Genomic DNA, 26,342 nt, shown 5'->3' on the forward strand with positions numbered 1-26,342 from the left:
GCCTAAACCTCTACTTTCGTGCTGCGCGGCAATGCCGCTAGTTGGCTGTCGCTGGTGAGTATCCAGTCGAGCCCGCGCGGAAAGAGCGCCTGATTGGCGGAAACATGAGACCAGAGGGATGCCGGCTGCTCTTCCACGCAGAAACGGCGCGGCGCATCGAAGCCCGGACCGGAGAATAACGGTCCCTCCCCTTCGATCAGCCTTTCACTTTCCAGAATGACCGTGGCGGAGCGGTCGGGATATTCCGCGGACCCGAGCGACAATTCCTCTGTGATGCTAAGGTCCCGTTCGGCCGACATAACGGCGAAGACTGCCTGTCGAGGATCATCAAGGATAGGACAACCCGCATGAAAGCGAAGATAAGCCCTTGCCTCTGCCGTATCGCATTCCGGCGCGAGCCAGACCGGCGTATCCATATCACCTAGCGTGAGCAGCACCGCAACCGTGCCAACGTTCAATCCGCGTGGCGGGCTTATGGACACCGGCAAGGAATGAATTTTTGCCGGCCGAGCCATTGCATCCAGCACGACACGAAAGCAGGCGGTGGCGTCGAGAACGTTATTTTCAAACCCACCAGACAGTGGCGCAGTGTCTGACGTCATCATGCCGTATCCTCACCGCGCACCATCGTGTAGAAATCCACTTTCGTAGCGGCCGCCTTTCGTGACCGCGCCTCCCGCGCCCGATCGAACTTATCGGCAAGTGGCCGGATAACACGCGCCTGAATATCATTCCCCGCAGGAGAGGTTTGAAAAAGGGCATCGAATGCAGCGGCAAGCTCCGCATGGCGCCGGTCCCGGCCCGTGACATAGGCATGGCCAACCATGCCGTCCGACAGCCGGACGGCGCATCGCGTCACTGTCATTTCACCGAGATTAAACCGCTCTCCGGTTCCCCCGGCACGGCCTTGGGTCATCACTAGACCGGTTTCAGGCGGGCGCAGGAAGGCGTAGTCAACGCCCTCTCCCTCTCTCGCCCAGTGATGTTCAAGATCATCCACGCTTGCCCGGGCAAGCACGCCCATCCAGCTTTGCCGCGCTTCGTGATTATTCTCTGTCTTTCCTTTGGACACACATCCCCCTCACCGGAAACGCTCTGGCGATTTCTTTCATCATGAGGGGGATAGTGAGAGAGTTATGTGTCGTAACAGGAACAGATTTGTGAACTTTATATGACAGTGTCAGCTGCCCTGCAGCATCCCGAGGCCCTTGCCAAGGATCGGGCCGGTCGGTTTGCCCGTAGGAGAGCCGCCAAGCGGCTCAAAGGTCACTTCATACAGCTGTTGCTGTTTAGGTGCCGGCAGGCTTGGCCCATCGACAACAGCGGGCTGAACACCCGGCAAAACACCGAGCGAAACCGGGCCGGTTTCCGGCGACGGCAGAGTCCAGAGTTGCATGGTTTTACCGGTTGGCACTTCGACATCCGAGACAAACCTGATCTGTGCTTCGGAGTTTCCGTAATCTTCGACGATTGCCTGCGCAACGCCGTTTGCATCCACCAGCACGGCAACAATAACAGGCTCCGGTCGATTGAACGGAAGATAGCTGCCGATAATGATTCCGATAATGGTCGCGGCAATCGCGGGCCAGAAAACCTGCTTCGACAGCCAGGGTGATTTCTTCTTACTGGCGGTCATCGGCACAACCTTTGACGTGGCGGAAGCGGCTTCCTGCTCTGGCCCGAGCGCCTGCCTCACTTCATCTGCGAAACCTTCCCTCAATGTCTCGCTGGCGGCGCTGAGATCCAGCGGCAAAAACCGGTCCTGGGATTCGCCGACTGCTTTTGCGAGGTCAGGATTGTTTTCCATTTCCGCTTCAATGGCCTCAGCCTCCAGCGGTTCGAGCAGACCCAGAACATATTCGTCGGCAAGGCGGGCGATGCCGTCTTTGTCTGTAATCATGACAGGCACCCCCTTAACGACACCAGACTTCGCCGGACCCAGGATTTCACCGTCCCGAGCGGCACTTTAAGCCGCGCAGAAATCTCGCCATGGGAGAAACCGGCGACATGCGCCAACAGAATGGCTTCCCGTCCGGACGCATCCAGAGACGCGAGACAGTCTTTCAGTTTTGTCGTGCCCGGCAAAACCTCCCAGCCTTCCAGAGGAACCGTCTCCTGACGGGCGTCCTGCATTGTCGTCAATTCATCCGGGGGCAAGGCCGTCAAACGTGTTTCATCCCGCAGGATGTTACGGCAGCGGTTGCGCAGTATCGTATAGAGCCATCCCTTGGCCGATCCGGACTCCGCCCGGTACTGGGAGGCCTTACGCCAGACCTGCACCATTGTATCCTGCACGGCTTCCTCAGCTAGGTCCCGACGCGTCAGCATACGCATGGCGACACCCAGCAACCGCCCGCCTTCATCGCTCAGGATCATATCGATGCCACGGTTGTCGCCTGAAGCGCAAATGCCGACGGCCTCTTCAACGGAGCAGGTTTCTGAACTGGCGGTCTGGGTCACATAACTGTCCTTTTTTACCGGGCAAACGGCTCGATATGCTCACCAGAACAAATCATGAGGCCGCAAACTCCCCTCTAATATGCACTCAAATGGCCCTGTAAATTCAAGAAAAAATAAAAATTTTATTTTTTTGCATCCAAATGCGCTGCTGCTGTGTCTTCAGGTCAGAGCCGTCGAAACGCGTCGCTCTTCGTGATCAACAACTGAACTACAGAAAGGTTCTCACATGTTACGTTTGACAATTGCAACTTCCGCAGCTCTCGCATTTTCTATTTCGGCGGCTTCGGCCGCGCCAGCTATCGGACTGGTCGGAGATAAAACGCTGGTAATGTTCGATACGGACACGCTTGCCGTCTCCGGCACCATGGATGTCTCCGGCGTTGACAGCCTTGTCGGTATCGATCTGCGCCCGTCCAACGGCATGCTGATCGGCGTGACCCCGGATAACACCGTTGTCACCATTGACACCAAGTCCGGCGCGGCGAGTGAGCTTTCAAAAATGGACAAGGCCCTTCCCATGAATGGTGGCCCTGTCATCGTTGATTTCAACCCGGCCGCCGACAAACTGCGTTATATGTCCGGCACGACGAACCACCGCGTTAACGTCGATACGGGTGCCGTCACGGTTGATGGAAGCCTTGCCTATGAAGAAGGCGACATGCACAAGGGAGAAATGCCGGAAATTGCCGCCGCTGCCTATATCAACAGCTATGGCAAGCCGGAAAAAACAGCCATGTATGATGTCGACTCCAAGATCGGCGCCCTGATCCGCCAGACATCCCCGAATGACGGCACGCTTGCCGCAATCGGCAAGTTCGGCTTTGAAGGATCCGGCGCTTATGCCTTTGATGTTCAGACAACCTCGGACATGAAAAACACGGCATGGCTCGTGAACCAGAACACCCTCTACACCATTGATCTGGAAACCGGCAAGGCAGACAGCAAGGGCATGATTGAAGGGGCCTCCGGCGAAATCCGCGATATTACGATTCTCCCTGCGATGTAGTAGTCCGCTGCGTAGTAATTCGCTTTTTTCGTCCTGGCGCGGCCTTCGGGCCGCGCCTTTTTTGTTTCTCGAGAGACCTGGATTGCATTCCTCTTTGACTGCTTGTTCCTTTCCCCTATAACCGTCCTTTCGGAAATCATACAATCAAGGCATCTATGGGCACCGGCTCCAGAAAAATTGTGGCGATCGTCGGGGCGGGACCGGCGGGACTGATGGCGGCGCAGGTCCTCAGCCAGCATTCTTCTGTTGAGGTACATCTGTTCGATCATAAACCATCGGTCGCCAGGAAGTTCCTGATTGCCGGACGCGGCGGCCTCAACCTCACTCACTCAGAGGACATCGCGCACTTCACCCGGAAATATGCGGAGAATTCGACCCGGTTTTCAGAATATCTCAACCGCTTTTCACCGGACGACATGATCCGCTGGGCCAGCACGCTCGGCATAGAAACCTTCAAAGGATCAAGCGGCCGCATCTTTCCAACCGGCCTGAAGGCAACGCCTCTGCTGCGGGCCTGGCTGGCGCTTCTGGACGAACAGAACGTACAACTTCACCTGAAGCACTCCTGGATCGAGACCAGAGAGAACAGGACATTGATTTTCCGCACGGCTGTGGGAAAAACCGTCGAGTTTGACGCCGATGCTGTCCTTTACGCCATGGGCGGCGGAAGTTACGGCCATCTTGGCTCCGACGGGGCATGGATCGAAGCGATGCACAACCTAGGCGTTGAAGTCGCATCGCTAAAGCCCAGCAATTGCGGCTTTAATGTTGATTGGAGTGATTTCTTGCTCTCCAAGTTCGAAGGGGCTCCGCTTAAAAACATCCGGCTTTCCTATCAGGGGCGATCGGTTCCCGGCGATCTTGTCATTACCAGAACGGGCCTCGAAGGCAGTGCAATATATGCCCTCAGCAGGCCTTTACGCGATGCCTTGGAAACAACTAGTACCGTCACGCTTGATCTGGACATCAAACCCTCTCTGGCAGAAGAGGAAGTCACTCGGCAGCTCTCCGCTCCGCGCGGGAAAATGTCCCTATCGAACTTCCTTCGCAAGAAACTCAGGCTCTCGCCGCTGCAGACTGCCCTGCTCCATGAGGTCATGCCCAAACCCGATTTAAATGATCCAGGCAAGCTTTCAAAAGGCATAAAGGCGCTGCCTGTTACACTTGTCGGGATGCAGGGGATCGCCCGCGCCATCTCCTCAGCTGGCGGTGTGACATTCGGGAGCCTCACAGACAAACTGATGATTAAAGGTATGCGCGGGCAATTCGTTGCAGGTGAAATGCTGGACTGGGAAGCGCCGACGGGAGGCTACCTGTTACAGGGTTGCTTCGCCACCGGCGCTGTCGCTGCGGACGGGATTGCTGAATATTTAGAAATCCCTTGAAGAAAAATCGTCAAGGCTCCGCTGATTATTGCTTGCTGCCTTACGATAGGTTTCTTCTCTCATCGCAGCAATAATATCCAGCCGGGACAGACCTATATCCTTTAACAGATAGTCGGGCTGATCCAGCAAATGCTTATAATCGTGCCGATTTGCCCAGTATCGCAATATCTCTGTCAACTGCCCAGCAAGAAAGCTTACGGCAATTACAAGAAAATTCCGTCTTTTGCCAGTGTGTTCCTTACCACCGACGGTCGAAGCGTAAAACTTTTGTTGCATAACTCGATCCTATTATTAAATATGTTATCATTCCCGGCATAGCTTGCCGTTGTTCTGTAATTGCCGTGGAGATAGTGACCGACCGTTGTTGTCACCGTTGTAATGGCAGTGTTATTCTCCCTTTTTGATCGTTGTATTTTACTCGGCGGAGTTTTTGATGCATCCGGACCTCCAGGTTTCGCTTCTCGGCGAACCGCGTGTCACCTTTGAGGGCACGGATGCTCCTCTGCCGGCCTCGCGCAAGGCACGGGCCCTTCTGGCATATCTGATCGCCACCGCACGTCCCCATCGGCGGGAACGTTTGTGTGAGCTATTCTGGGATTTGCCTGATGATCCGAAAGCCGCCTTGCGATGGTCCCTAAGCAAGCTGCGCCGGATAGTCGACAGTCCAAACCGGCCCCGGATTATTGCGGACAGGGAAAGAGTTTACTTCGATACCGACGGCGTCAAAGTCGATATCAGGGATATCCATGCCCTGCTGAGGCAAAAAGTAGAGCCGATATCCGCCGAAAAACTTGAGATGATGGCCCTTCAACTGGATCAGCGCTTTCTGGACGGACTTGACGGCGCCGGAGACGACGCTTTCGATTCATGGCTGCTGTCAGGGCGGGAAGACGCCCGGCTCGCGCAGGCCGCCGTTCTGAAACAACTGGCCACGCATCCTGACCTGCCACCGGTCGCGGTACAAAAATGGACACGCCTTTGGCACGATATTGACCCGAACGCGGCAGAAGCGCATGAGCAGGAGACCATCGCATCAAAGCAGGATCCACAAGCCGCGCTCACTGCTACATCACGAGCTTCAGCCGCGAAGAACATGAAGCCGGATGCAACGACAACTGCTCTGCGCGCGCAACGGATCAGTTTTTGTGAGGCGCGGGACGGCACCAAGATTGCCTATGCTTCGGTCGGGTCCGGTCCGCCCATCCTGAAAGCCGCTAACTGGCTGAACCATCTCGAGTTCGACTGGGAAAGTCCGATCTGGGGGAAAAGTTTTGCCTCTGTCGCCCGTTACCGCAATTTTATTCGCTATGACGAGAGAGGTTGCGGCCTCTCCGACTGGGATGTTGCGGAACTTACGTTCGATGCGTTTGTGGAAGATCTGGAAGCTGTAGCCGACAAGGCGGGACTGGACAGGTTCCCGCTTCTCGGCATTTCGCAAGGATGCGCCGTTTCGATCGAATATGCCGCCCGCCACCCGGAACGGGTGTCCGGGTTGATCCTGATCGGTGGTTATGCTGCGGGATGGCGGCATCTGGCGAGCCCGGAGGAACAGGCACGCCGTGAAGCCGTGCTTAAACTGACAGAAGTCGGCTGGGGCACCGATAATCCGGCCTATCGGCATATTTTCTCGCAAACCTTTATGCCGGAAGCCAGCGCCGACGATCTCGCTTGGTTTGATGAGTTTCAACGCCAGACAACTTCCGCGAAAAACGCCGCCCGCTTTCAGGACGCCTTCGGCTATATCGATGTCAGGGACAGGCTGGCCGACGTCAAGGCGCCGACAATCGTCCTGCATTCCAAATATGATCAGCGCATACCGCTGGACATGGGCCGGGCCGTTGCCTCGGGAATTCCGGACGCCCGTTTTGTTCCGCTGGAGAGCCGAAATCACATTCTGGTGGATTATGAACCGGCATGGCAAGTCTGCCTCGAGGCGATCGAACAGTTTTTACAGGAAAAAGAGATTTAGGCGGGCCCCTCGCCTATTTAACGCCGGTATCATGCGCATGGGCGTCCCCAAGCTGCAGCAAAGGAGCCGCATCGATGTCTGCGGCATCCAGCATTGCGGCAACCCGTTGCAGGGACGCAATCAGCATTGTCTTCTCCCATACGGCCAATGGTTCGAACTGTTCGGCAAAGCGCTGATGAAGGGCTTCCGGCGCCTGGGAGAGCGCCTCCGCGCCGGCATCTGACAGGCTGACGAAAACTTTTCGTTTGTCACTGGTTCCCCGCGTCCGGCGGACATATCCCATCGCATCCAGCCGACTGACGATCATGGTCACCGTTGCCTGAGCCATATAAACACGCGCCGTAATTTCGCCAACCGTCAGTTCCGGCGATTCTTCAAGAGCCTGCAGGACGATCAACTGGGATGTCTTGAGGCCGGTCGCCACCCGAAGAGCTTTTCCATGCAGTTCCGTCGCGCGTAAAATCTTGCGAATAGAGACAAGCGCTTCGTTCAGCTGATCCATATGCGTTATCCTGTGCGGTCCTCGGGCACTATCAGGTAACGATACATAGCTCAAAATTGATGAATCATCTTCCATAATTTCTCAATTACTGAAATTTAAATCAAATATCAATGTATTTTTATTACGTTCGAACGCTACAACCGACCCATTTAGTAGCTTTAGGCACGCTATTTAAAAATATATTATTAAATTTTGGTGACTTGGTTGACATGAGAGCCATGGCTGGTTATGTCATACGCAATAAAATTATATCGATAATTGATATATTTAATGTGAGGGAAGTTAAGTCCAATGAGTGCAAAGAAAGACCGTGACCCGGAAGTTATTCTCAGGCGCCCGTCCCCCGAAGACGGCGTTGCCATTAATGAACTGGTGGAGAAGTGCAAACCTCTCGACGAGAATTCGGTCTATTGTAACTTGCTGCAGTGCTCGCACTTCAGCGAGACCAGCTCTTTGGCAGAAATCGATGGGGAAGTTGCCGGATTTGTGTCCGGTTACACAATCCCGGAAGATGAAGAAAGCCTCTTCGTCTGGCAGGTTGCCGTTGCACCGGAAGCACGCGGCCTGTCCCTCGGCAAACGCATGATTTTCGATATCCTGCACCGCTCTTCTGCAAAGAAGGTGAAATATATCAAAACGACGATTACGCCTGATAACAAGGCGTCCCACGGCGTCTTCAACTCGATCGCCCGGGAAATGGGTGCGGACGTCGATAAGGACATCCTGTTCGACGAGGAAGAACATTTCGATGGCCAGCAGGATACGGAAATGCTGTGGAATATCGGACCATTCAAGCGGGCGGACATCATGTCAGCCCTCACCAGCGCGGCATAGAACCGGAGCAATCCCATAATCCAGTCAGTTTAAGCGGATGCATCCGGAACCCGGAGCGCAACACCATAGCTTATGAAACGACTGTTTTTTTAACCCAACAAAAAAGTGAGGTCGCCATCTCTATTTTTGAAAGACGTGAATCGCAAGTTCAAAGTTATGCCAGATCTTTCCCTGTCGTGTTCGACAAGGCACAAGGAGCTATCCTGACGGACGAAAAAGGCAATGTATTCATAGACTTCCTCGCGGGGGCCGGCAGCCTGAACTATGGTCATAATGATCCGGATATGCGGGATGCCCTGGTGGAATATCTGGGTTCCGGCGGCATTACCCATGGCCTGGATATGCATACACGGGCAAAGGCCGCTTTTCTGGATGCGTTTGAAACGCATATTCTCAAGCCGCGCGACATGGATTATGTGTTGCAATTTACCGGCCCGACCGGCGCAAACGCCGTTGAGGCCGCGCTGAAACTGGCCCGCAAGGCCAAGGGACGGAGCAATATCATCAGCTTTACCAACGGCTTTCACGGGGTGACACTGGGTGCCCTTGCGGCCACAGGGAACGAACATCACCGCGGCGCAGCGGGCGTGGATATGCCGGGCGGCACGGCCATGCCATATGACGGCTACCTTGGTAAGGATACGGACAGCACGGAATATCTCGACCGCGTCTTGGGCGATCCATCCAGCGGCGTTGACCTACCGGCAGCCGTGATTGTCGAATGCGTCCAGGGTGAAGGCGGACTGACCGCCGCCCGCATGGAATGGCTACAAAACCTGGAAAAGGTATGTCGCAAGCATGACGTCCTGCTCATCGTCGATGATATTCAGGCCGGTTGCGGACGGACGGGCACTTTCTTCAGCTTCGAACCCGCCGGTATTAAACCGGACATGGTAACACTTTCGAAGTCCCTTTCCGGCTTTGGCCTGCCCTTTGCGGTCACTCTGATCAACCGGGACCTCGATATCTGGGAACCCGGCGAGCATAACGGGACGTTCCGTGGCAACAACCATGCCTTCGTGACGGCCACGACCGCCATCGAGAAATTCTGGAAGGATGAGAGCTTCGCAAACAGCGTGAAGGATAAAGGCGAGAAATTGCGCAAGGGATTTGAAGCAATTCAGAAAAACTGCGCGGAACATGTCGTCGAACTTCGCGGTCGCGGCATGATGCGCGGAATTGTCGTCAAGTCCGGCGATCTTGCAGGACGTATCGTGGAGGAGTCCTTCAAGCGCGGACTGGTCATAGAAACCTCTGGTGCGCATGGTGAAGTCGTGAAATGCCTCGCCTCTCTCACCATTACGGATGAGGAACTGGACCGTGGTCTGGAGATTCTCGGTCAGGCATTTGCCGTAGCGATTAACGCAGAAAACCCGGATCTGATCGCCGCAGAATAACTGAAGCAATACGACTAAATATATTTTCAGGAGACTATTATGATCGTTCGCACGCTTAAGGAGTGTGAAAACACGAACCGCACCGTAAAAACCGATACCTGGCAGAGCGTTCGTCTTTCCCTGGCGGATGACGGGATGGGATTTTCCTTCCACATTACGACGATCTATGCCGGAACGGAAACGCCCATCTGGTACAAGAACCATTTCGAGACGGTTTACTGTATTTCCGGCAACGGCGAGGTGGAAACCGTCAGCGATGGCAAGATCTACAAGATCGAGCCCGGCACCGTCTATATTCTGAACAAGAACGACCAGCATCTGCTGCGGGGCGGAACCGAGGATATGCAGCTCGCCTGCACCTTCAACCCCCCTCTCAATGGCCGTGAGGTCCATGATGCGGATGGCGCCTACAAACTGAACGATGAAGCGCTGCAAGACGCTTGATGCGCGGAAACGGGAAATCAATGACACGTAAAATGAGTCAAGGCTCTGCCGGCGATATAGGCTCAGAGGGCCAGAAGGCACATACCGTCCACAAGATTGGCGGCACCTCGATGTCTGACATCGACGTTGTATTCAATAACATCCTGATCGGAAACAGGAAGGGCAACGCCCTCTATAACCGGATTTTTGTTGTTTCGGCCTATGGCGGTATCACCGACATGCTGCTGGAAAACAAGAAAACTGGGGAACCGGGCGTTTTTGCGCTCTATGCCGGTTCGGAAAATGACTGGGCCTGGGGCGATGCGTTGTCCAGGGTGCAAAGTCATATGCTGGAGCTTAATGCCGACGCCTTTGACGACGAGGCAGATCGCAAACTCGCGGACCGTTTCGTGCAGGAACGGGTCGAGGGCGTTCGAAGCTGCCTGATCGATCTGCAGCGCATCTGCGGATATGGCCATTTCAAACTCAAAGAACATCTGATGACCGTGCGGGAAATGATCAGCGGCATTGGTGAAGCCCACAGCGCGCATAATACAATGCTGCTTCTGCGCCGCCGGGGTGTAAATGCGGAGTTTGTCGATCTTTCGGGCTGGCGTGAAAGCGAAAGCATGAGCCTTGAAGACCGCATCCGCGGCGCCTTCGCCGACATTGACGTCAGGAAGGTGTTGCCGATTGTTACCGGCTACACCCAGGCTGCTGACGGCCTCATGGGAATTTACGGGCGCGGATATTCAGAAGTGACATTTTCCGCAATCGCCTGTGTTACCGGCGCCAAAGAAGCTGTCATCCACAAGGAATTCCATCTTTCCAGTGCCGATCCTCGGATTGTTGGTGCCGGCAAGGTACAACCCATCGGACGGACGAACTATGATGTTGCCGATCAGCTGTCCAACATGGGCATGGAGGCAATTCATCCTCGTGCGGCAAAGGGTCTACGGCAACAGGGCATTCCCCTTCGCATCGTCAATACGTTCGAGCCGGAGCATCCCGGCACCGTTATTGATGAAAACTGGACACCGGAAGAGGCCCGTGTCGAGATCGTGACCGGTCTTGAAAACGCTTTTGAGGTGGAAATTTTCGACCAAGATATGGTAGGTATTCCCGGCTCTGGCGAGATTGCGCTCACGGCGTTCCGCCGCTTCAAGCTGCCGCTTGTCAGCTGGAGCATGAATGCCAACACGATGTCCTTCTATGTGTCGGCACCGATGAAGCAGATTCGCCGTGTGATTGAGAATATCCAGAAGCATCAGCCCGGTGCGGACATTCAAACCCGCAAAGTCGATATCGTTTCGGCTATCGGCGCCAATCTGAGGGGCAAGAACCTGCTTGGCGATGCAATCTCGGCAATTGAAAGCTCCGAGCTTGAACTTCTGGCTTCCCATGTCACGGGACGCGGCGTCGATATTCAGTTCGCCTTCCCGGATGGCAGCTACAATCAGGCTGTCGAAATCCTGCATAAGGCGCTTATCGAAAACGCCGACTGCAAATTGGTCGAAGCCAAGAGATCTGCCGCCTGATAGTCGGCAGCCCCTGCCCTATAACGTGATCCTTTACCGCCCCGGATATCCGGGGCGGTAAAGAGCATAGCATCTCTTCATACTAAATCACTTTCTCAACGATGAATGGCGTCGCAGCCGGTTTCGCGAACCTCATCAACCCGGCGTCAAGCCCCGTAAGCGTTCGGAGCGTCGACGCAGCATCTCGAGGGTGGTCAACATCAGGATTGACAGCACCACCAGAATTGTCGCCACAGCGAGGATTGTCGGGCTGATCTGTTCGCGCAAGCCCGTGAACATTTGCCATGGGAGCGTCTTCTGCCCTGCCGAGCCCACAAACAGGACGACCACGACTTCATCGAATGAGGTAATGAAGGCAAACAGGCCGCCGGAAATCACACCCGGCAGGATAAGCGGCATCTGTACCTTGAAGAAGGTCCGCACCGGATTGGCACCAAGATTGGCGGCGGCCCGAGTCAGACTGCGATCGAAACCGACGAGCGTTGCCGTCACCGTGATGATAACGAACGGAATACCGAGGGCGGCATGGGCCAGCACAACACCGAAATACGTCCCCTGCAGGCCAACACGGCTGTAGAAGAAGTACATCCCGGCCGCGGAAATAATCAACGGCATGATCATCGGCGAGATCAGGATCGCCATAATCGCCCTTCGAAAGGGTACAAACGGCTGACTAAGCCCGATTGCCGCCAGCGTCCCCAGCGAAACCGATATCAATGTCGCAACAGGCGCAATCGCAAAACTGTTTTTAAGTGCGCCCTGCCAGTCGGAATTGGTGAAGAAATCTTCATAATGCTTGAGCGAATAGCCCGCCGGATCAAAATTCAGCATCTCCGGCGTAAAGGTGAAGAAATTCTCGGCATTAAAACTGAGCGGCATCACGACGATGATCGGCGTGATCAGGAAAATAAAAATCGCCCAGCAGATAACCACAAAGGTATGATGCCACAGGACCTGTCCCGGCGTCGCATAAGAAGGCAGCCGCCGACGGTATTGCCCTGTTGCAAGCCAGAAGACAAACCAGGTAAAAACCCAGCCAAAAATGGCCCCGATGATGGCCCCTGCAATCTGCGCTTGTAGATAACCGACTATCAACCCGAGAATGACCATGACAATCTGGGAAATACGCCGGGATTTGGCGATTTTCACAATACCGAAGGCAACGATACCCCCGAAAACCAAGCCGCCGATTACGCCAATCAGCGGAATATCCTGCGTCATGCCAAACAGCAAACCGAATACGGCGGCGAAGAAGGCACCTCCTCCTGCTACGAGCTGGTTTGAGGGAACGACGGTTTGTTCTATTTTTTGCGTAATCATGACTTCACCCCCCCAACTTGACGTTATCAATGCCGACTATTCGGTCATATACCCAGTACAGCAGCAACACGACGGCAAGCAGGATCGTGCCGAGAGCGGCAGCAAGGCCCCAGTTGAGAGAACTGGAAATGTGATAAGCGATCCGGTTGGAAATAAAGGTCCCTGTTGTCCCGCCCACGATTTCCGGTGTGATATAATAACCGATCGAGAGGATGAACACGAGAATTGAACCGGCGCCAATGCCGGGAATGGATAGCGGGAAATATACTCGCCAGAAAGCCGTCCAGTTTGTTGCGCCCAACGATTTTGCGGCGCGGGTGTAGGTTTCCGGGATCGTCCGCATGACCGAATAAAGTGGCAGCACCATAAAGGGCAGCAATATATGTGTCATGGCGACAATCGTACCAAACTGGTTGTTGATCAGCACCAGACGCCCGGCCTCATCCACAATATTGAGCCAGACAAGGGTATCGTTGATCACACCCTGCTGTTGAAGCATCACTTTCCAAGCTGACGTCCGGACCAGCAGTGACGTCCAGAACGGCAATAGAACCATGATCATGAGCAGATTGGCTTCCCGCATGGGACGGTTCGACATCAACCATGCGATCGGATAGCCGAGCAGAATGGCGCAGCCCGTAATCACGAGAGACATAAACAGGGTCCGCATGAACAGGACGCCATAAATCCGTTCGTTATCGGGCCGAACCGAATATCCTTCAAATTCCTTTTGGAGGTCTATAGCATTCAGAAAATATCCCTCGGTATAGGGCGGAGAGTAGGTTCTGATGGTCTTCCAGACATCTTCAGCCCCCCAGTCCTTGTCGAACCCGATAAAGGCTTCCTTGAAATTGATAGTCTCGAAGTCCGGAACGGCATTCGCGCTTTTCTGAATAAGATCCCCCGCTTCGGAAGCGTCTTCAAGCGCCACCAGATCATCATACAGGGCGACATAAATAAAATCTTCCAGCTCTTCTTCATCGGGATTGTCGCCGTCTGCGATCAGATAGTCCCGCCAGGCGTTATAGGCCCACATGGCTCGTGGCAGCAGATCACTGGCATCCGAATTATCCGCGAGAGATTGCCAGGTGGCGATTTCACTCCAACTAGGATCAATATTTTCAAACTGTTCTCTGTAAACTTCCACATCGAGGCGGTCGACGCGCCGTCCGGATTTCCGGAAAAGGGATGACATCCCTGATTCCTCGTAATTGAGGCGCGTCCCAAGACGCGTATGTTCCTTTTTTTCCGCCGCCACGAACATATCGACGTAAAGCGCAGAAAAGACTTTTTCACCCGGAACGACCGACTCAATATCTCCGCCCGAGTCGATCAGAGCAACGGTCTGGGGCAGCGTTTCCTCAACAATCTTGTTTTCCACCGAGCGGAACAGCATATCCGCGATAGGCGCGATAAATGTAATCAGAATGAATGCCAGCAATGGGGAAATCAGCAGCAGAGCCCTTAGCTTTTGCATCCGCAGAGAACGCATGAGGCTGCGCTTTAGGGGTGTCCCATCAGCGGCTAGTACGGGACCATTATCGGTGGAATCGCTCATTCTTCAGTCGCCATTTCTAGTTCACAAAATTGGCCGGTATCTCCCTGCCGGCATATAAAGAGAGCAGGTGCGACGCACCTGCTCTCTTTTGTCTTACTGAGCCAACCAGGCCTGGAATTTCGCGTCGATATCGTCGCGATAATCTGCCCAGAACTCGTAATTATATAGGAACGTGTTCTTGGCATTGTTGGGATCAGTCGGCATATGCGGTGCCATTTCAATACCGAGCTCGGCATGCTTGCCAACCAGCGGTGCGGATGACTTCCGTGCCGGACCGTAAGAGATATATTTCGCCTGATCGGCAAGACGCTGTGTATCCGTCGCGAACTTCAGATAGTCCATGACGCGGGCCTTGCGCTCATCGCTGAGGCCAGCCGGAACAATCCAGCCGTCAAGGTCAAACACCTGGGCGTCCCAGAGCATGGCGACAGGCTGGTCCTGCTCTTCAATGACTGAAAACAGCCGGCCGTTGTATGTTGAACCCATTACGACTTCGCCATCGGCCAGAAGTTGCGGCGTATCGGCGCCAGCTGACCACCAGATTACATCATCCTTGATCGTACCTAGCTTGGCAAGGGCGCGTTCCTGCCCTTCCTCCGTGGCGAGGATATCATAGACATCTGCCTTGGCAACACCGTCGCACAGCAGGGCCCATTCCATATTGTTGATCGGGCGTTTTTCCAGTGACCGTTTGCCGGGCCATGTTTCGGTATCGAAAATAGCGCAAACGTCCGTTGGCTTTTTATCGCCAACCATGTCTGTGCGGTACCCGAAAGTCGTGGAGTAAACAATCTGCGGAATGAAGCAGTCAGAAACAATCAGATCGCCGAAGTCTTCACTCGCCGGTGTGCCGTCCGGTGCGGCTGCCAGGACTTTGTCATGGTCAATTTCCGCCGCCAGCCCCTCGTCACAAAGACGAATGGCATCGGAGGCGACAACGTCCACAAGGTCCCAGGTCACATTACCGGCTTCGTCCATTGCACGCAGCTTCGCAACTGCTTCATTGGAGCTTTCGTCATTAATAATTTTAATGCCGGTCTTCTCCATGTACGGCTCGTGATAGGCTTTCATCTGGGAATTTGAGTAAGCACCACCCCAGGACACAATGGTCATTTCATCTGCCATATCGGCCGCAGTTACCGCTGTCGCCGTGACAGCCGTAAACGCTATCGCAATCGACAGCTTCGTAAATACCTTCATAAAATCCTCCTCTGGAATTTTTCAGTTAGTTTATTTTGATACTAATTGATCTACGGGATATCCCGGCGCAGTCAGCCCGCCCAGGGCCGCCGCCAGGGGTTTTCCTGCCATCAAGCATCAAGTGCCCGGCAATCTTCCGCCAGCCACCCGATCTCAATCTGCTGACCCGGCTCAAACCGGATTTGATTGGCAGCATTGCGTGTCTTCACAATGAAGTCTTCTTTTCCCGCGACCCTCAGTCGTGTTCGAAAGATGTCGCCCATATAGATAAACTCAAGCACTTCCGCATTGAGCGTATGGGCGTCTTCACCAAGACGATCACGGCCGAATTCAACCCTTTCCGGGCGAATCGAGACTTTCGTGCGCTCTCCAACCTTGCTGACATTCACAGGCGTCGTGTCAATCAGTCCGCCATCATCAAGCCGCACCAGCGCTAGCTCGCCACGGATTTCCTCGACAACGCCCTCAAGCGTGTTGTTCTCGCCAATAAACTGAGCGACGAAACTATTTTCGGGTTCCTCATAAAGCTGATCCGGCGGCGCCAGCTGCTGGATTCGCCCGTCATCAAACACCGCAACACGATCTGACATGGTCAGGGCCTCCGTCTGGTCATGGGTCACATAGACCACTGTAATGTCCAGATCATCGGCAATGCGCTTGATTTCAAACTGCATATGCTCACGCAGCTGTTTATCCAGCGCGCCCAGCGGCTCATCCATCAGGACCAGGCTGGGATCAAAAACCAGTGCCCGCGCCAATGCTATCCGCTGTTGCTGCCCTCCAGACAGTTGCGCGATACGGCGCGCACCGAAGGCCCCCATCTGCACCATTTCAAGCGCGCGTTTGACTTTCTCTTCACGCTCGGACTTGCTCATTTTGCGAATTTCAAGCGGAAAGGCGAGATTCTCGTTCACCGTCATATGGGGGAAAAGCGCATAGTTCTGAAAAACCATGCCAATCCCGCGCTTGTGTGGCGGAATATTGTTAATGCCCTGCCCATCCAGCCGGATATCACCATGCGTCGCCGTTTCGAAACCCGCCAGCATCATGAGACATGTTGTCTTTCCCGATCCTGATGGTCCCAGCATTGTCAAGAATTCGCCTTTCGGCATCGCGAGGTTCAGGTCTTTGACAACCAAAGTCTCGCCATCATAACTCTTCTGCACACGATCGAATTCGACGAACGCGTGCCCCTCCGCTGTATCAACCAAATTGGTCCCCTCTTGTTACATCCAGTGGATAAAAAATATCCATCATTGCACCTTCCTGTCTGATCTAATTACAGCAAGATTCTGTAAATAACACAACCGTATAAATTTATTTTTTTATGAATCGGTCAAAAAAAATCGAACAATCGTTTGTATAACAGGAGATACAGGACATATCCGATCAGTATTCTGATTACATGAATACGTTAATATGTATCCATTATTCTGTTGAATTAGAAAAACTTTTCAGACTTTGACCTAAATTACACTTAGGTATTTATAATATCATAGGAATATTATATGTATCCCGGAAAAATTATTATAAAGCTACGGAACATGCTTTAAGTGAGCGCTATCGGAGAAAGACAGTCTCGTTCCAGTGCGACATAAATTGACCCAATCGCGCCGTCGCCATGCTGCCAACCGCACCGAGAACGTCACAAGCGTAATCTCTTCATCTCTGCCGGATGACCATACTAGCGATCATATCTCGCCATGCTTCCCTCGAAGATCAAATACAGAGGGCGTTTTTTACTTGCTATATTTAGGGAAGTATCCGGAAAATTAGACAACTATATCTTCCAAATAATTGTTCTTATTAATTATCGATATAGAGGAGATGTGGCGGTGCTGTCAGACGAATGCGACTTGGTCTCCGTATGGCGCAGAATGGCACAAAGGTGCCACGCTAAGTTGCCACCACTGGGCCAGTGCGGTGGCTCTTTGAAGCTTGAATGTTTCTCTGTTGTTTACGTGGCGCTCATGGTTGAAGTGATTGTGGACGGATGCGTGAATGGAAACAAATTTTTGCAGACTTCGCAACCGCCTGAATTTCAACATCGGCTGTTCGCGTCGTCGGAACGGGAGATGTGAGTTTTCGCAGCGATTATTCTTCCACCGACCAACCTCTTGAACCTCAGCGTTTCCGATGGTCTTCATAGCGGCACGATATGAGCGTAATCTATCTGTTACCATTTCCTGTGGTTTCCCATATCGCTTCATAAGTTTCTTGAGGAACACCAGGGCTGCTTTGCGATTCCGGCGTTTAGAAACAAAGCATTCCAGCACTTCGCCCTCGTGGTCAACGGCCCGCCATAGATAATGGGTTTCGCCATTGATCTTCACAAATACTTCGTCCAGGTGCCATCGCCAGTTGGAATAATTCTGGGACGGAAAAATACGTTTCTTCCGGATCTCACCGGCGAACAGTGGACCGAATCTGTTCCACCAATAGCGGACTGTTTCATGACAGATATCGATGCCCCGTTCATGGAGAAGGTCTTCAACGTTGCGAAGCGAAAGCGGATATCGGACATACATCATCACAGCCAGACGGATAATCTCGGGTGATGTTTTAAAATAGCGAAAGGGGCTCTTATTTTTCATGCCCGGAGGCTAGTCGACGATCAAATAGCCATCAAGTAATTTTCTTCTGACAGTGCCCTAAAAGCTAATTGACGAGCACACCCCATCCAGCCATTTTCTACTTACCAAAACACTCGGAGGATAATATCTATAATCAGATATCACCCTCCGAGAAAAGTTGCAAAATAAAACATCTATATGGCGATGCTTTAGAACAATTTAATGGGAGGATTAAACCGTTTACATGCAACTATTAAAGAACCTTGGGACACTCTTAGGCTAGTAGCAGAAGCTCCAGTTTTCCTTATTGCCCTAAGATTGAGCCTTAGCCCAATCGGAAGGGATCACGGGCAGCGCCTGAAAGTTCGACAAACACTGACTTTGTTTCCGTAAATTCCTTAATTGAATCTACGCCATTTTCCCGGCCAATTCCGCTTTCCTTGAAGCCACCAAAAGGCGCCGCGAAGGAGACGACGCGATAAGCATTTATCCACACTGTGCCCGCATTCAGCTTATGGGCAACTCGATGCGCACGATGCACATTCTCTGTCCAGACAGCGGCGGCAAGACCAAACCGGGTGTCATTTGCTATTGCAACTGCGTCTTCTTCATCTTCAAATGGAATTACAGCAAGGATCGGACCAAACACTTCTTCCTGGGCGATCCGCATACCATTGTGAACCCCGGTGAAGATGGTAGGCTGGATAAAAATACCGCCAAGCTCCGGATCTTTTTGACCCCCATAAGCACAAGTTGCCCCCTCGGCTTTGGCTACATCAATATATTCCATGACTTTCCCGAACTGCGGCTCGTTCGCCACAGGCCCCATTTCTGTTGCTTCAGCCATCGGATCGCCAAGCTGGATACTCCGTGTTTTCTCAACCAACATATCAACGACTTTATCGTGAATATTTTTTTGGACCAACAACCGAGAGCCCGCCATGCACGTCTGGCCCGTCGCACCGAAGATGCCGGCAATAGCACCGTTCACGGCCACTTCGATATCCGCATCATCAAATATTATATTTGGCGACTTACCCCCCAACTCCAGTGAAACTCGTGTGAGGTTTTTAGCGGCCGACGCGGCAATACGTTTACCCGTCTCGGTGGCGCCGGTGAACGCTATTTTATCTATATCAGGATGCTCAACGAGGTGAGCTCCAATGGAGCCTTGTCCGGTAACGACGTTAAACACTCCGGGAGGAAAGCCCGCTTCATCCAAACGCTTCGCCAACTCAAGGGTCGAAACCGAAGTGTATTCGGATGGCTTCACAACAAAGGTACAACCAGCTGCCAACCCTGGCGCCAGTTTGAAGATAAGAAGCAGGACCGGAGAATTCCAAGGGGTAATAGCGCCAACAACGCCAATTGGTTCACGCCGTGTGTAAATAAAGAAGTTGGACCGATCAGACGGTATTGTATCCCCCTGGAGTTTATCGCCCATACCAGCAAAATAATAGAACCATTCCGGCAAATACTGCCATTGGCCCAGCATCTCCCGATAAAGCTTGCCATTGTCACGACATTCGCATTGAGCCAGTTCCTCTGCATCCCGCGCAATGATATCGCCCAACTTGCGGAGTAAACGGGCACGCTCCGTAGCGGTCATACTGCCCCAGGGACCAGTATCAAAGGCCTTCCGTGCCGCCGCCACGGCCGCGTCAATGTCATCGTTACTCCCATCGGGGACAATGGCCCATGGCTTCCTTTTATAAGGATCATCGCTTTCCATGGTCTTTCCGGAAGCACCGGGCACCTCTTTCCCATCAATATACATACCATATTTTATCATGTCTTCTGCGGTTGGCGCGGTATCCGACATTACTGTCCTCCTCATTTAATCACGGTAACAGGCTAATTTTAATTTAATCCAGCCTGCGGTTTTCATTTTTATCAGTGGATCCAGACACACCGGTCAATCCGTTGCTCTTGGCACATTCCACAGGTAGTAGACGCCTTCTTTTTTATTGAACATGCATAGGAGGCAGCCTAAAGAATCAAATATATTCTTTAGACTGTTTCGACCTATAACATGACCAATCCCGTCAGGTTCCATTGGCCGTAATTTGCGAGGTGTTGATCCAATCGACAAATGATGAAATTTTTTCCTCTCCCCCAAGAATATTCATCGGCATCATGTCGGGGCAGGATGTTTCCCTAACATATGTGGCAGAAGATCAAATATTCATATCGCTCATGCCATGTCTTATTCTACGTCGCATATGTTTCTGTCATGATTACGCTGGCTACCCCCCGAAATTTCCTCAGGGGCTCTTTAAATTCCTTTCGTTTGCGCAATACGTGCCTGTGGCTACAAGTTTTTCTCTAATGCGGCGAAGTACCGCAAATTGAAGAAAAACGAGGAGGCGAATGTGTTGTCCGACATCACATCCAACGAACTTGCAGAATTAGAAACAGGAATTCATAACGTACGTGACGGAACTTCCATTACCTTTGCGCACCTGCCCAAGGAGGGGGCGCCACGTATTGCGCTGGTGCATTCCCTCGCTATGGACCACAGATTTTGGCTACCTGTCATCCAGGAATTGCACAACAAGGCGGAGGTCCTGGCGATTGACTGCCGGGGGCATGGCACGTCAGATAAAGCCGCAGGGCCCTATAACCTTGAACTTTTCGCGAATGATCTGGCTGACGTTCTTGACCATATTGGATGGGACAGATCGTTAGTTGGCGGAGCTTCGCTGGGTGGCGCTGTGGCGTTGCAGTTCGCCGTAAAATTTCCGAACCGGACGTCAACGCTTGGATTGATTGACACGACATCCTGCTATGGACAAACAGCACCTGACGACTGGGCAAAACGCGCTGCCGCAGCGCGATCGACGGGTTTGGAAAGCATGACGGATTTCCAGGAAACCAGATGGTTCTCGTGCAAATTCCGAAAAGAGAACCCGGATATCGTCAAATTCTGCGTTGATACTTTTATCGGCAATGATCTCGATACTTATTCGGCAACCTGCCGTATGCTTGGTGGATTTGATTTACGCGCGCATCTTAAAGAATTAACGATGCCGACTGCCGTCATTGTTGGCGAAGAAGATTATGCGACACCATTGGAAATGGCTGAATTTCTTCACAAGGAAATTTCCGGTTCCACGCTCGAAGTCATCAAGGATGGTCGACATCTGACGCCGCTGGAACATCCAGCACTCATCGCAGACAGATTGCTTACACTCGCCCGAAAGGCCTAATTATGAAATTCACAGGTAGTATTGCCGTGCCTGCCCTCCCCGCAGCAGTTTTTGACAAACTGAACGATCCCCAGTTCTTTGCCTCATGCGTGCAGGGAGTTGAAGACCTGGAAGAGATTGATCCAACTCATTACAAAGCCGTTCTGGCGACAAAAATTGCTTTTATCCGGTTTCGTTTCGATATCTCGGTCGAGATCGTTGAGCAAGTCCGGCCGGAACGCGTGGTGGCCAAGTCGGAAGGAAAACCTATCGGCAGCGCCGGAAGGCTTTCTTCTACATCATCAGTAACTCTCTCTGAAACTGAAGGTGGAACCGAAGTTGCCTACGAGATCGATATGGTAATGGCCGGAAAGCTGGGCTCTATCGGCCAGCCAGTGCTGAAATCAAAAGCGCGCGAAATGGAAAAGGATTTTGCCGCAAATCTCATTGCTGCCTTTACCCATGAGGAAGCCACGACATGACGTATGAAATTCTCAAACCGGAAACACTCCAGGATGCTATAAACCTTTTGGATACGGAAGATCCGATGGTTCGCCCTTTTTCAGGCGGGACGGCCCTTATGCTGATGATGAAATCAGGCATTTTCAGTCCGTCCCGGCTTGTTGTCCTGCGGGATATCCCGGGGTTGTCAGGCGTCAAACTGCTGGAGGACGGTAGCCTATGGATCGGCGCCCTGACGACTTTGGCCGAAATGGAAAAATCCGACCTGGTTGCAAAACATGTCCCTGTGTTAACCAATGCGCTACGCCATCTTTCCAACCGGCGGGTCCGGAATGTTGCGCGCGTTGGCGGGGCTCTTGCCCATGGTGATCCACATATGGATTTGCCCCCCCTTCTCTCGGCGCTGAATGCCGAAGTAATCGTGGAAGGCAGCAATCAGAAACGCACCATTGCCGTGCAGGACCTAATTACAGGCTATTACGAAACAATTCTGGAACCAAATGAGTTGATCGTTGCCATTAGCATTCCTTCCCAAGACGGGTGGCAGAGCGCCTATCGCAAATTTACAGCCCGCTCGGCAGATGATTGGCCCGCGCTTGGCGTAGCGGTTTCACTTTCCCGGAGCCAAAATCAAATTCAGGACCTTCGACTGGTCGTCGGGGCCGCAACCGAGCGACCGACACGGCTGGGCCTGTCAGAAGACATTTTGCGTCAGGAAGGAATTTCCGGGCTTGAACGCGCCATCGAGTCGGCGATGAGCTCCGTCGAGTTCATGGATGACGCGCATGGATCCCGTCGATGGAAAAAAGCCTTGCTGCGCGTTGAGTTGCAGAGGGCAGTACAGGAAATTCTGGACAGACATAAATAAAGGGCGACAAGAAAATGACTACTACAGAAGTTGGCCGTTCCCTTCCGCGACTAGAAGCGCGCCAGAAAGTAACCGGCCATGGCAACTATACCCATAACATCAAGCTTCCCGGTATGGTTCATGCCAAAGTATTCCGCAGTACCGTTCCCCATGGACGCATCCTCTCAATAAACACATCTGATGCAAAAGCCCATCCAGGGGTGACTGCTATCATTACCGGTCAGGATATTCTGAAGATCATACCAGAACCCTACTATGGCCCGGCCTTCCATGACCAGCCGATCCTGGCCCTCGGTAAGGTGAGATATGTTGGTGAACCCGTGGCCGTTGTTCTTGCTGAGGATCCACGAATCGCAGAGGAAGCAGCCGAGTTGATTTTTGCGGACTATGAAGAACTTCCGGCTGTCTATGACGAAACGGAGGCGATGACGTCGGAAGCAATTGTTCATGAAGAGCTCAAACCCGCGGGCACCTTCCCCGACCTCAAGCACCTGATTGGCCGGAAAAACACGAATATTGCCCTTGATTTTCATTTGAAGCGTGGAGATACAGACGCCGCCTTCGCCTCCGCTGCGCATGTCTATGAGCACAGCTTCCAGACGCAGCAGACGATGCACACGCCGTTTGAACCCCTGATTTCTCTCGCCGAGCCAGGCGATGAAAGGATTACAATCTACTCTGCATCGCAGAGCCCGTCCTTCGCCCGCTCTGAAGTGGCCCGTTTGTTGGGATGGTCCGAAAATCGTGTACAGGTCAAAGTGGGACACCTTGGCGGAGGCTTTGGTGCGAAACTTTATGTCAAACTGGAAGCACTGGTGGCAGCTCTGGCTATTCTCTGCCGTCGTCCCGTTCGCCTGTCCCTGTCAATGGAAGAGCAATTCTATACCATTACAAAACACGCGAGCACATTTCATATTAAAAGCGCCGTCAACAAGGAGGGACGGATTACTGCCCGAAAATGCGAAGTGATCTGGAATGGCGGTGCCTATGCGGATATCGGCCCGCGGGTAACACAGAAATCAGGATTTACTGCAACCGGACCCTATGACATAGAGGCAGCGGATATTGACAGCTATGCACTTTACACAAATCGCCCGCCTGCTGGCGCTCTGCGCGGCTTTGGCATTCCCCAGCTTGTCTGGGCCTATGAAAGCCATACGGACCTGATCGCACGCGACCTCGGGATAGACCCGGTGGAATTCAGACGCCGCAATATCCTTCGCGATGGCCGTCCCCATGTAACCGGAACCATCATGAAAGACGCCGCGATTGAAGGCGTTCTTGAAACCTTGGCTGACCGGATGAACTGGGATGCGCCTTTCGATCACGGGTCTGGAACGATGAAGCGCGGCCGCGGAATCTCCATCGGTTTTAAGGCCTGCGTTTCTCCCACAACCTCAGTTGCCTCCGTGTCAGTATCAGCGGATGGCAGTGCGACGCTATATCTATCGACAGTCGATATGGGTCAAGGCTCTGACACCGCCATGTCGCAAATCGTCGCGGAAGTTTTGGGCGTCGAGACGGAAGATGTGCGCGTCGTAAATCCGGACACGGATATTACCCCCTATGACATGGCAACACTTGGCTCACGCTCCACCTTTCATATGGGCAATGCCGTTCAAAAAGCGGCCGAGCATGCGCGCGAGCAGCTGGTGGAAATGGCACAAAAGGTTGGCGTACCCCAAACAAACTCACTCAATGTCCCTGAAATTTTTCGTCACGCCTATGGAATGCAGGCGGGCACGGTGATCGGCGTCGGTACCTATATTCCGACATACACGTCACCTGATAAAGATGGATTATCCGACAATGTAACACCGTTCTGGATGATTGGCGGAACCGGCGTGGAAGTTGAGGTCGATACTGAAACCGGCCGGGTAACCCTGTTGAAGATGGTGAATGCTGCCGATCTGGGCAATCCGCTAAATCCGCGAATAGTCGAAACGCAGCTATCCGGTGCAGCAATTATGCAATTGGGCTTTACGGTATCAGAGGAAATGATCCTTGACGGCGGCCAGGTCACAAATGCGTCCCTGGCAGATTACAAAATACCAGGCATTCGGGACATTCCACCGCATATCGAAAACCACATCGTCGAAGCCTATACTCATGACGGACCGTTCGGTGCGAAAGGTGTTGGTGAAAGCGCTACATTCGGGGTTTCCCCGGCAGTTGCAGAAGCCATTCATGATGCCTGCGGCGTTCGCCTGACTAAATTGCCGATGACGGCAGAAGTCCTCTATCAAGCTTTACATGGAGAACAGGAATGACCAAACGTTCCATTAATTTTATTTTGAACGGCCAAGCTGTTGAGACGTATGTATCACCAAAAGATACAGTAGTGGATCTACTCAGAAATCTGGATCATTTCGGTACGAGAGAGAGCTGTGGGCAAGGCCTCTGCGGTTGTTGTACCGTCCTTGTGAACGGGACTTCCGTCTCCGGTTGCCTGGAACTTGCTGAACTTGTCGAGGGGAAAAAACTGGACACGATCGAAGGACTTGACGCGGGCGGGGAACTCTCCATCGTTCAACAGGCTTTTATCGATGCAGGTGCCTTTCAATGCGGATTTTGCACATCCGGGTTCATCCTGATGGTGGAGCAGCTCCTTGATGAGAACCCGAGCCCGACCTCCGATGACGCCCGTGATTACCTCAGCGGCAACCTGTGCCGTTGTGCGGCTTATCCTGAAATACTAGATGCCGTTCAATTGGCCGCAGACAATAGAAAGAAAATACAGAAAGAACCGGCCTAAACCTTGATATCAAAACTCTTGACGAACCAGTCGCGAAAGCTTTCCACCCGTTTTAACCCCTCACTGCGGGCCGGTATAACGAGGTGGTACCTGAAATATGACCGATGACGGATATTAAACGGTTCCACCAATCGGCCCGCTGCCATATCCGGTCCAACAACCGAGGATCGACCCATCATAATGCCAAGGCCGTCAATCGTTGCATGAAGCGATGTAATCAGATAGTCGCTGCTGATCTCATTCGCGAATTTCAGACCGCGTACACCTACCTTGGCGAGCCAGAACGGCCATTCGTCCTGTAAAATCAGAGAAGACGTGCGGATGACTGGGTAATGGATAAGATCTTCCGGCCGCCGTAACGACGGATTGTTTTTAAGCAGATCGGGGCTGATGACGGGAAAGACTTCCTCCTCATCCATGGCCATCGACGTGACCCCTTCCCAACCGCCTGTACCATGCCAGATAGCGACATCAAAATCGTTATGGAACTGCGCTTCAAAAGACTGAATTGTTTTAAGATTGAGATCAATATCCGGATATTCTCTCTGGAATTCCGGAAGTATCGGCAGCAGCCTTTTAACCGCAAATGTACCGAGACATTGAACGGTCAGGGTTCTCTCGTCTGAGCTTTCTGCAGCACGATCTGTCGCGTTCGAAAGCGCAAATATCGCCGCCCGAACCGATTCCTGATACGCCTCCGCGGCTTTTGTCAATGTCAGATTATTATTACTGCGGATAAACAGACGTGTACCAATTATTTGTTCTAGATTTTTTATCTGGTGACTTATCGCTGTCGGCGTCAGATTCAACTCAACCGCGGCCTGAGTAAAACTCAAATGTCGCGCAGATGCCTCGAAAGCACGTAAGCTCATTAATGATGGTAACCTGGTGCGCATATTATAAT

25 protein-coding genes are annotated in these 26,342 nt (G+C 52.7%); 12 read left to right on the forward strand and 13 right to left on the reverse strand.

Translation table 11 applies throughout. From position 1 onward, the window contains the following. Positions 1-2: 2 nt before the first annotated feature. The 4 genes from phnH to AAC599_RS07635 all read right to left on the reverse strand — a co-directional run bounded on the left by phnH (position 3) and on the right by AAC599_RS07635 (position 2,460). The gene (gene phnH / locus AAC599_RS07620; RefSeq protein WP_340149807.1) at positions 3-605 is read right to left on the reverse strand and encodes a phosphonate C-P lyase system protein PhnH; all 603 of its coding nucleotides are present in this window, start codon (positions 603-605) and stop codon (positions 3-5) included. After that, positions 602-1,072, reverse strand: coding sequence for a phosphonate C-P lyase system protein PhnG (gene phnG / locus AAC599_RS07625; RefSeq protein ID WP_340149808.1), 471 nt, complete (start codon positions 1,070-1,072; stop codon positions 602-604). Before phnG ends, phnH begins: the two co-directional genes overlap by 4 nt. Before the next feature lie 108 nt (positions 1,073-1,180). After that, the gene (locus tag AAC599_RS07630) at positions 1,181-1,900 is read right to left on the reverse strand and encodes an anti-sigma factor (protein WP_340149809.1); all 720 of its coding nucleotides are present in this window, start codon (positions 1,898-1,900) and stop codon (positions 1,181-1,183) included. Further along, entirely contained in the window at positions 1,897-2,460 is a 564-nt protein-coding gene (locus AAC599_RS07635; RefSeq protein ID WP_340149810.1) for a sigma-70 family RNA polymerase sigma factor, read from the reverse strand. The genes AAC599_RS07630 and AAC599_RS07635 overlap by 4 nt, the downstream gene beginning before the upstream one ends. 226 nt (positions 2,461-2,686) lie before the next feature. Here AAC599_RS07635 and AAC599_RS07640 point away from each other — a divergent pair, with 226 nt between their 5' ends. Next, complete coding sequence (locus AAC599_RS07640; RefSeq protein WP_340149811.1) at positions 2,687-3,466, forward strand: DUF4394 domain-containing protein; 780 nt, start codon at positions 2,687-2,689, stop codon at positions 3,464-3,466. 179 nt (positions 3,467-3,645) lie between these two features. Further along, positions 3,646-4,851: a TIGR03862 family flavoprotein gene (locus tag AAC599_RS07645; RefSeq protein ID WP_340149812.1), complete on the forward strand. Its 1,206-nt coding sequence runs from the start codon at positions 3,646-3,648 to the stop codon at positions 4,849-4,851. Here AAC599_RS07645 and AAC599_RS07650 read toward each other — a convergent pair. Continuing rightward, positions 4,837-5,127, reverse strand: a complete 291-nt coding sequence (locus tag AAC599_RS07650) for a DUF1127 domain-containing protein (protein WP_340149813.1) — start codon at positions 5,125-5,127, stop codon at positions 4,837-4,839. The two genes, AAC599_RS07645 and AAC599_RS07650, sit on opposite strands and share 15 nt — an antisense overlap. A 157-nt stretch (positions 5,128-5,284) precedes the next feature. Here AAC599_RS07650 and AAC599_RS07655 point away from each other — a divergent pair, with 157 nt between their 5' ends. Further along, positions 5,285-6,820 carry an alpha/beta fold hydrolase gene (locus AAC599_RS07655; RefSeq protein WP_340149814.1) on the forward strand — a complete coding sequence of 512 codons (1,536 nt, stop codon included), beginning with the start codon at positions 5,285-5,287 and terminating at the stop codon, positions 6,818-6,820. A 13-nt stretch (positions 6,821-6,833) separates the two neighbouring features. On the opposite strand, the gene AAC599_RS07660 is transcribed toward AAC599_RS07655, so the two are convergent. Next, positions 6,834-7,322, reverse strand: a complete 489-nt coding sequence (locus AAC599_RS07660; protein WP_340149815.1) for a MarR family transcriptional regulator — start codon at positions 7,320-7,322, stop codon at positions 6,834-6,836. Positions 7,323-7,613: 291 nt separating this feature from the next. Here AAC599_RS07660 and ectA point away from each other — a divergent pair, with 291 nt between their 5' ends. The 4 genes from ectA to AAC599_RS07680 are packed head-to-tail and all read left to right on the forward strand — an operon-like array spanning position 7,614 to position 11,514. Beyond that, the gene (ectA, locus tag AAC599_RS07665; protein WP_340149816.1) at positions 7,614-8,156 is read left to right on the forward strand and encodes a diaminobutyrate acetyltransferase; all 543 of its coding nucleotides are present in this window, start codon (positions 7,614-7,616) and stop codon (positions 8,154-8,156) included. Continuing rightward, positions 8,096-9,553: a diaminobutyrate--2-oxoglutarate transaminase gene (gene ectB, locus AAC599_RS07670; protein WP_340149817.1), complete on the forward strand. Its 1,458-nt coding sequence runs from the start codon at positions 8,096-8,098 to the stop codon at positions 9,551-9,553. The genes ectA and ectB overlap by 61 nt, the downstream gene beginning before the upstream one ends. A gap of 39 nt (positions 9,554-9,592) precedes the next feature. Beyond that, positions 9,593-9,997, forward strand: a complete 405-nt coding sequence (locus tag AAC599_RS07675) for an ectoine synthase (RefSeq protein ID WP_293959789.1) — start codon at positions 9,593-9,595, stop codon at positions 9,995-9,997. A gap of 20 nt (positions 9,998-10,017) precedes the next feature. Continuing rightward, complete coding sequence (locus AAC599_RS07680; protein ID WP_340149818.1) at positions 10,018-11,514, forward strand: aspartate kinase; 1,497 nt, start codon at positions 10,018-10,020, stop codon at positions 11,512-11,514. Between the two features lie 135 nt (positions 11,515-11,649). On the opposite strand, the gene AAC599_RS07685 is transcribed toward AAC599_RS07680, so the two are convergent. The 6 genes from AAC599_RS07685 to AAC599_RS07710 all read right to left on the reverse strand — a co-directional run bounded on the left by AAC599_RS07685 (position 11,650) and on the right by AAC599_RS07710 (position 19,987). Beyond that, positions 11,650-12,834 carry an ABC transporter permease gene (locus tag AAC599_RS07685; protein ID WP_340149819.1) on the reverse strand — a complete coding sequence of 395 codons (1,185 nt, stop codon included), beginning with the start codon at positions 12,832-12,834 and terminating at the stop codon, positions 11,650-11,652. Between the two features lie 4 nt (positions 12,835-12,838). Further along, complete coding sequence (locus tag AAC599_RS07690; RefSeq protein ID WP_340149820.1) at positions 12,839-14,392, reverse strand: ABC transporter permease; 1,554 nt, start codon at positions 14,390-14,392, stop codon at positions 12,839-12,841. Between the two features lie 93 nt (positions 14,393-14,485). After that, complete coding sequence (locus tag AAC599_RS07695; RefSeq protein ID WP_340149821.1) at positions 14,486-15,592, reverse strand: extracellular solute-binding protein; 1,107 nt, start codon at positions 15,590-15,592, stop codon at positions 14,486-14,488. Between the two features lie 110 nt (positions 15,593-15,702). After that, on the reverse strand, positions 15,703-16,803 hold the full coding sequence (locus tag AAC599_RS07700; RefSeq protein WP_340149822.1) for an ABC transporter ATP-binding protein: 1,101 nt from the start codon (positions 16,801-16,803) through the stop codon (positions 15,703-15,705). Between the two features lie 630 nt (positions 16,804-17,433). Next, a complete protein-coding gene (locus tag AAC599_RS07705; RefSeq protein WP_340149823.1) occupies positions 17,434-18,186 on the reverse strand; it encodes an IS6 family transposase in 753 nt (250 codons plus the stop codon). A 304-nt stretch (positions 18,187-18,490) separates the two neighbouring features. Continuing rightward, positions 18,491-19,987: an aldehyde dehydrogenase gene (locus AAC599_RS07710; RefSeq protein WP_340149824.1), complete on the reverse strand. Its 1,497-nt coding sequence runs from the start codon at positions 19,985-19,987 to the stop codon at positions 18,491-18,493. A gap of 553 nt (positions 19,988-20,540) precedes the next feature. On the opposite strand from AAC599_RS07710, the gene AAC599_RS07715 reads away from it, so the two are divergent. Genes AAC599_RS07715 through AAC599_RS07735 form a run of 5 tightly spaced genes read left to right on the forward strand, consistent with a single transcriptional unit; the run spans position 20,541 to position 25,438 of the window. Continuing rightward, entirely contained in the window at positions 20,541-21,374 is an 834-nt protein-coding gene (locus tag AAC599_RS07715) for an alpha/beta hydrolase (protein ID WP_340149825.1), read from the forward strand. Between the two features lie 2 nt (positions 21,375-21,376). After that, on the forward strand, positions 21,377-21,835 hold the full coding sequence (locus AAC599_RS07720; protein WP_340149826.1) for a carbon monoxide dehydrogenase subunit G: 459 nt from the start codon (positions 21,377-21,379) through the stop codon (positions 21,833-21,835). Further along, positions 21,832-22,683: a xanthine dehydrogenase family protein subunit M gene (locus tag AAC599_RS07725; RefSeq protein WP_340149827.1), complete on the forward strand. Its 852-nt coding sequence runs from the start codon at positions 21,832-21,834 to the stop codon at positions 22,681-22,683. The genes AAC599_RS07720 and AAC599_RS07725 overlap by 4 nt, the downstream gene beginning before the upstream one ends. A gap of 14 nt (positions 22,684-22,697) precedes the next feature. Next, positions 22,698-24,953, forward strand: coding sequence for a xanthine dehydrogenase family protein molybdopterin-binding subunit (locus tag AAC599_RS07730; RefSeq protein ID WP_340149828.1), 2,256 nt, complete (start codon positions 22,698-22,700; stop codon positions 24,951-24,953). Beyond that, on the forward strand, positions 24,950-25,438 hold the full coding sequence (locus AAC599_RS07735; protein WP_340149829.1) for a (2Fe-2S)-binding protein: 489 nt from the start codon (positions 24,950-24,952) through the stop codon (positions 25,436-25,438). Before AAC599_RS07730 ends, AAC599_RS07735 begins: the two co-directional genes overlap by 4 nt. Here the strand turns inward: AAC599_RS07735 and gcvA are convergent. Beyond that, positions 25,435-26,334, reverse strand: a complete 900-nt coding sequence (gcvA, locus tag AAC599_RS07740; protein ID WP_340149830.1) for a transcriptional regulator GcvA — start codon at positions 26,332-26,334, stop codon at positions 25,435-25,437. The genes AAC599_RS07735 and gcvA overlap by 4 nt on opposite strands. Positions 26,335-26,342 lie beyond the last annotated feature (8 nt).

The organism is uncultured Sneathiella sp. (assembly GCF_963976355.1).
Lineage (GTDB): Bacteria > Pseudomonadota > Alphaproteobacteria > Sneathiellales > Sneathiellaceae > Sneathiella.

Excerpts from the sequence above, each read along its gene's own strand:
- phnH (WP_340149807.1), bottom strand. The coding sequence starts at position 605 with ATGATGACGTCAGACACTGCGCCACTGTCTGGTGGGTTTGAAAATAAC.
- AAC599_RS07630 (WP_340149809.1), bottom strand. The coding sequence starts at position 1,900 with ATGATTACAGACAAAGACGGCATCGCCCGCCTTGCCGACGAATATGTT.
- AAC599_RS07640 (WP_340149811.1), top strand. The coding sequence starts at position 2,687 with ATGTTACGTTTGACAATTGCAACTTCCGCAGCTCTCGCATTTTCTATT.
- AAC599_RS07650 (WP_340149813.1), bottom strand. The coding sequence starts at position 5,127 with ATGCAACAAAAGTTTTACGCTTCGACCGTCGGTGGTAAGGAACACACT.
- AAC599_RS07655 (WP_340149814.1), top strand. The coding sequence starts at position 5,285 with ATGCATCCGGACCTCCAGGTTTCGCTTCTCGGCGAACCGCGTGTCACC.
- AAC599_RS07660 (WP_340149815.1), bottom strand. The coding sequence starts at position 7,322 with ATGGATCAGCTGAACGAAGCGCTTGTCTCTATTCGCAAGATTTTACGC.
- ectA (WP_340149816.1), top strand. The coding sequence starts at position 7,614 with ATGAGTGCAAAGAAAGACCGTGACCCGGAAGTTATTCTCAGGCGCCCG.
- AAC599_RS07675 (WP_293959789.1), top strand. The coding sequence starts at position 9,593 with ATGATCGTTCGCACGCTTAAGGAGTGTGAAAACACGAACCGCACCGTA.
- AAC599_RS07680 (WP_340149818.1), top strand. The coding sequence starts at position 10,018 with ATGACACGTAAAATGAGTCAAGGCTCTGCCGGCGATATAGGCTCAGAG.
- AAC599_RS07685 (WP_340149819.1), bottom strand. The coding sequence starts at position 12,834 with ATGATTACGCAAAAAATAGAACAAACCGTCGTTCCCTCAAACCAGCTC.
- AAC599_RS07690 (WP_340149820.1), bottom strand. The coding sequence starts at position 14,392 with ATGAGCGATTCCACCGATAATGGTCCCGTACTAGCCGCTGATGGGACA.
- AAC599_RS07695 (WP_340149821.1), bottom strand. The coding sequence starts at position 15,592 with ATGAAGGTATTTACGAAGCTGTCGATTGCGATAGCGTTTACGGCTGTC.
- AAC599_RS07705 (WP_340149823.1), bottom strand. The coding sequence starts at position 18,186 with ATGAAAAATAAGAGCCCCTTTCGCTATTTTAAAACATCACCCGAGATT.
- AAC599_RS07710 (WP_340149824.1), bottom strand. The coding sequence starts at position 19,987 with ATGTCGGATACCGCGCCAACCGCAGAAGACATGATAAAATATGGTATG.
- AAC599_RS07720 (WP_340149826.1), top strand. The coding sequence starts at position 21,377 with ATGAAATTCACAGGTAGTATTGCCGTGCCTGCCCTCCCCGCAGCAGTT.
- AAC599_RS07725 (WP_340149827.1), top strand. The coding sequence starts at position 21,832 with ATGACGTATGAAATTCTCAAACCGGAAACACTCCAGGATGCTATAAAC.
- AAC599_RS07730 (WP_340149828.1), top strand. The coding sequence starts at position 22,698 with ATGACTACTACAGAAGTTGGCCGTTCCCTTCCGCGACTAGAAGCGCGC.
- AAC599_RS07735 (WP_340149829.1), top strand. The coding sequence starts at position 24,950 with ATGACCAAACGTTCCATTAATTTTATTTTGAACGGCCAAGCTGTTGAG.
- gcvA (WP_340149830.1), bottom strand. The coding sequence starts at position 26,334 with ATGCGCACCAGGTTACCATCATTAATGAGCTTACGTGCTTTCGAGGCA.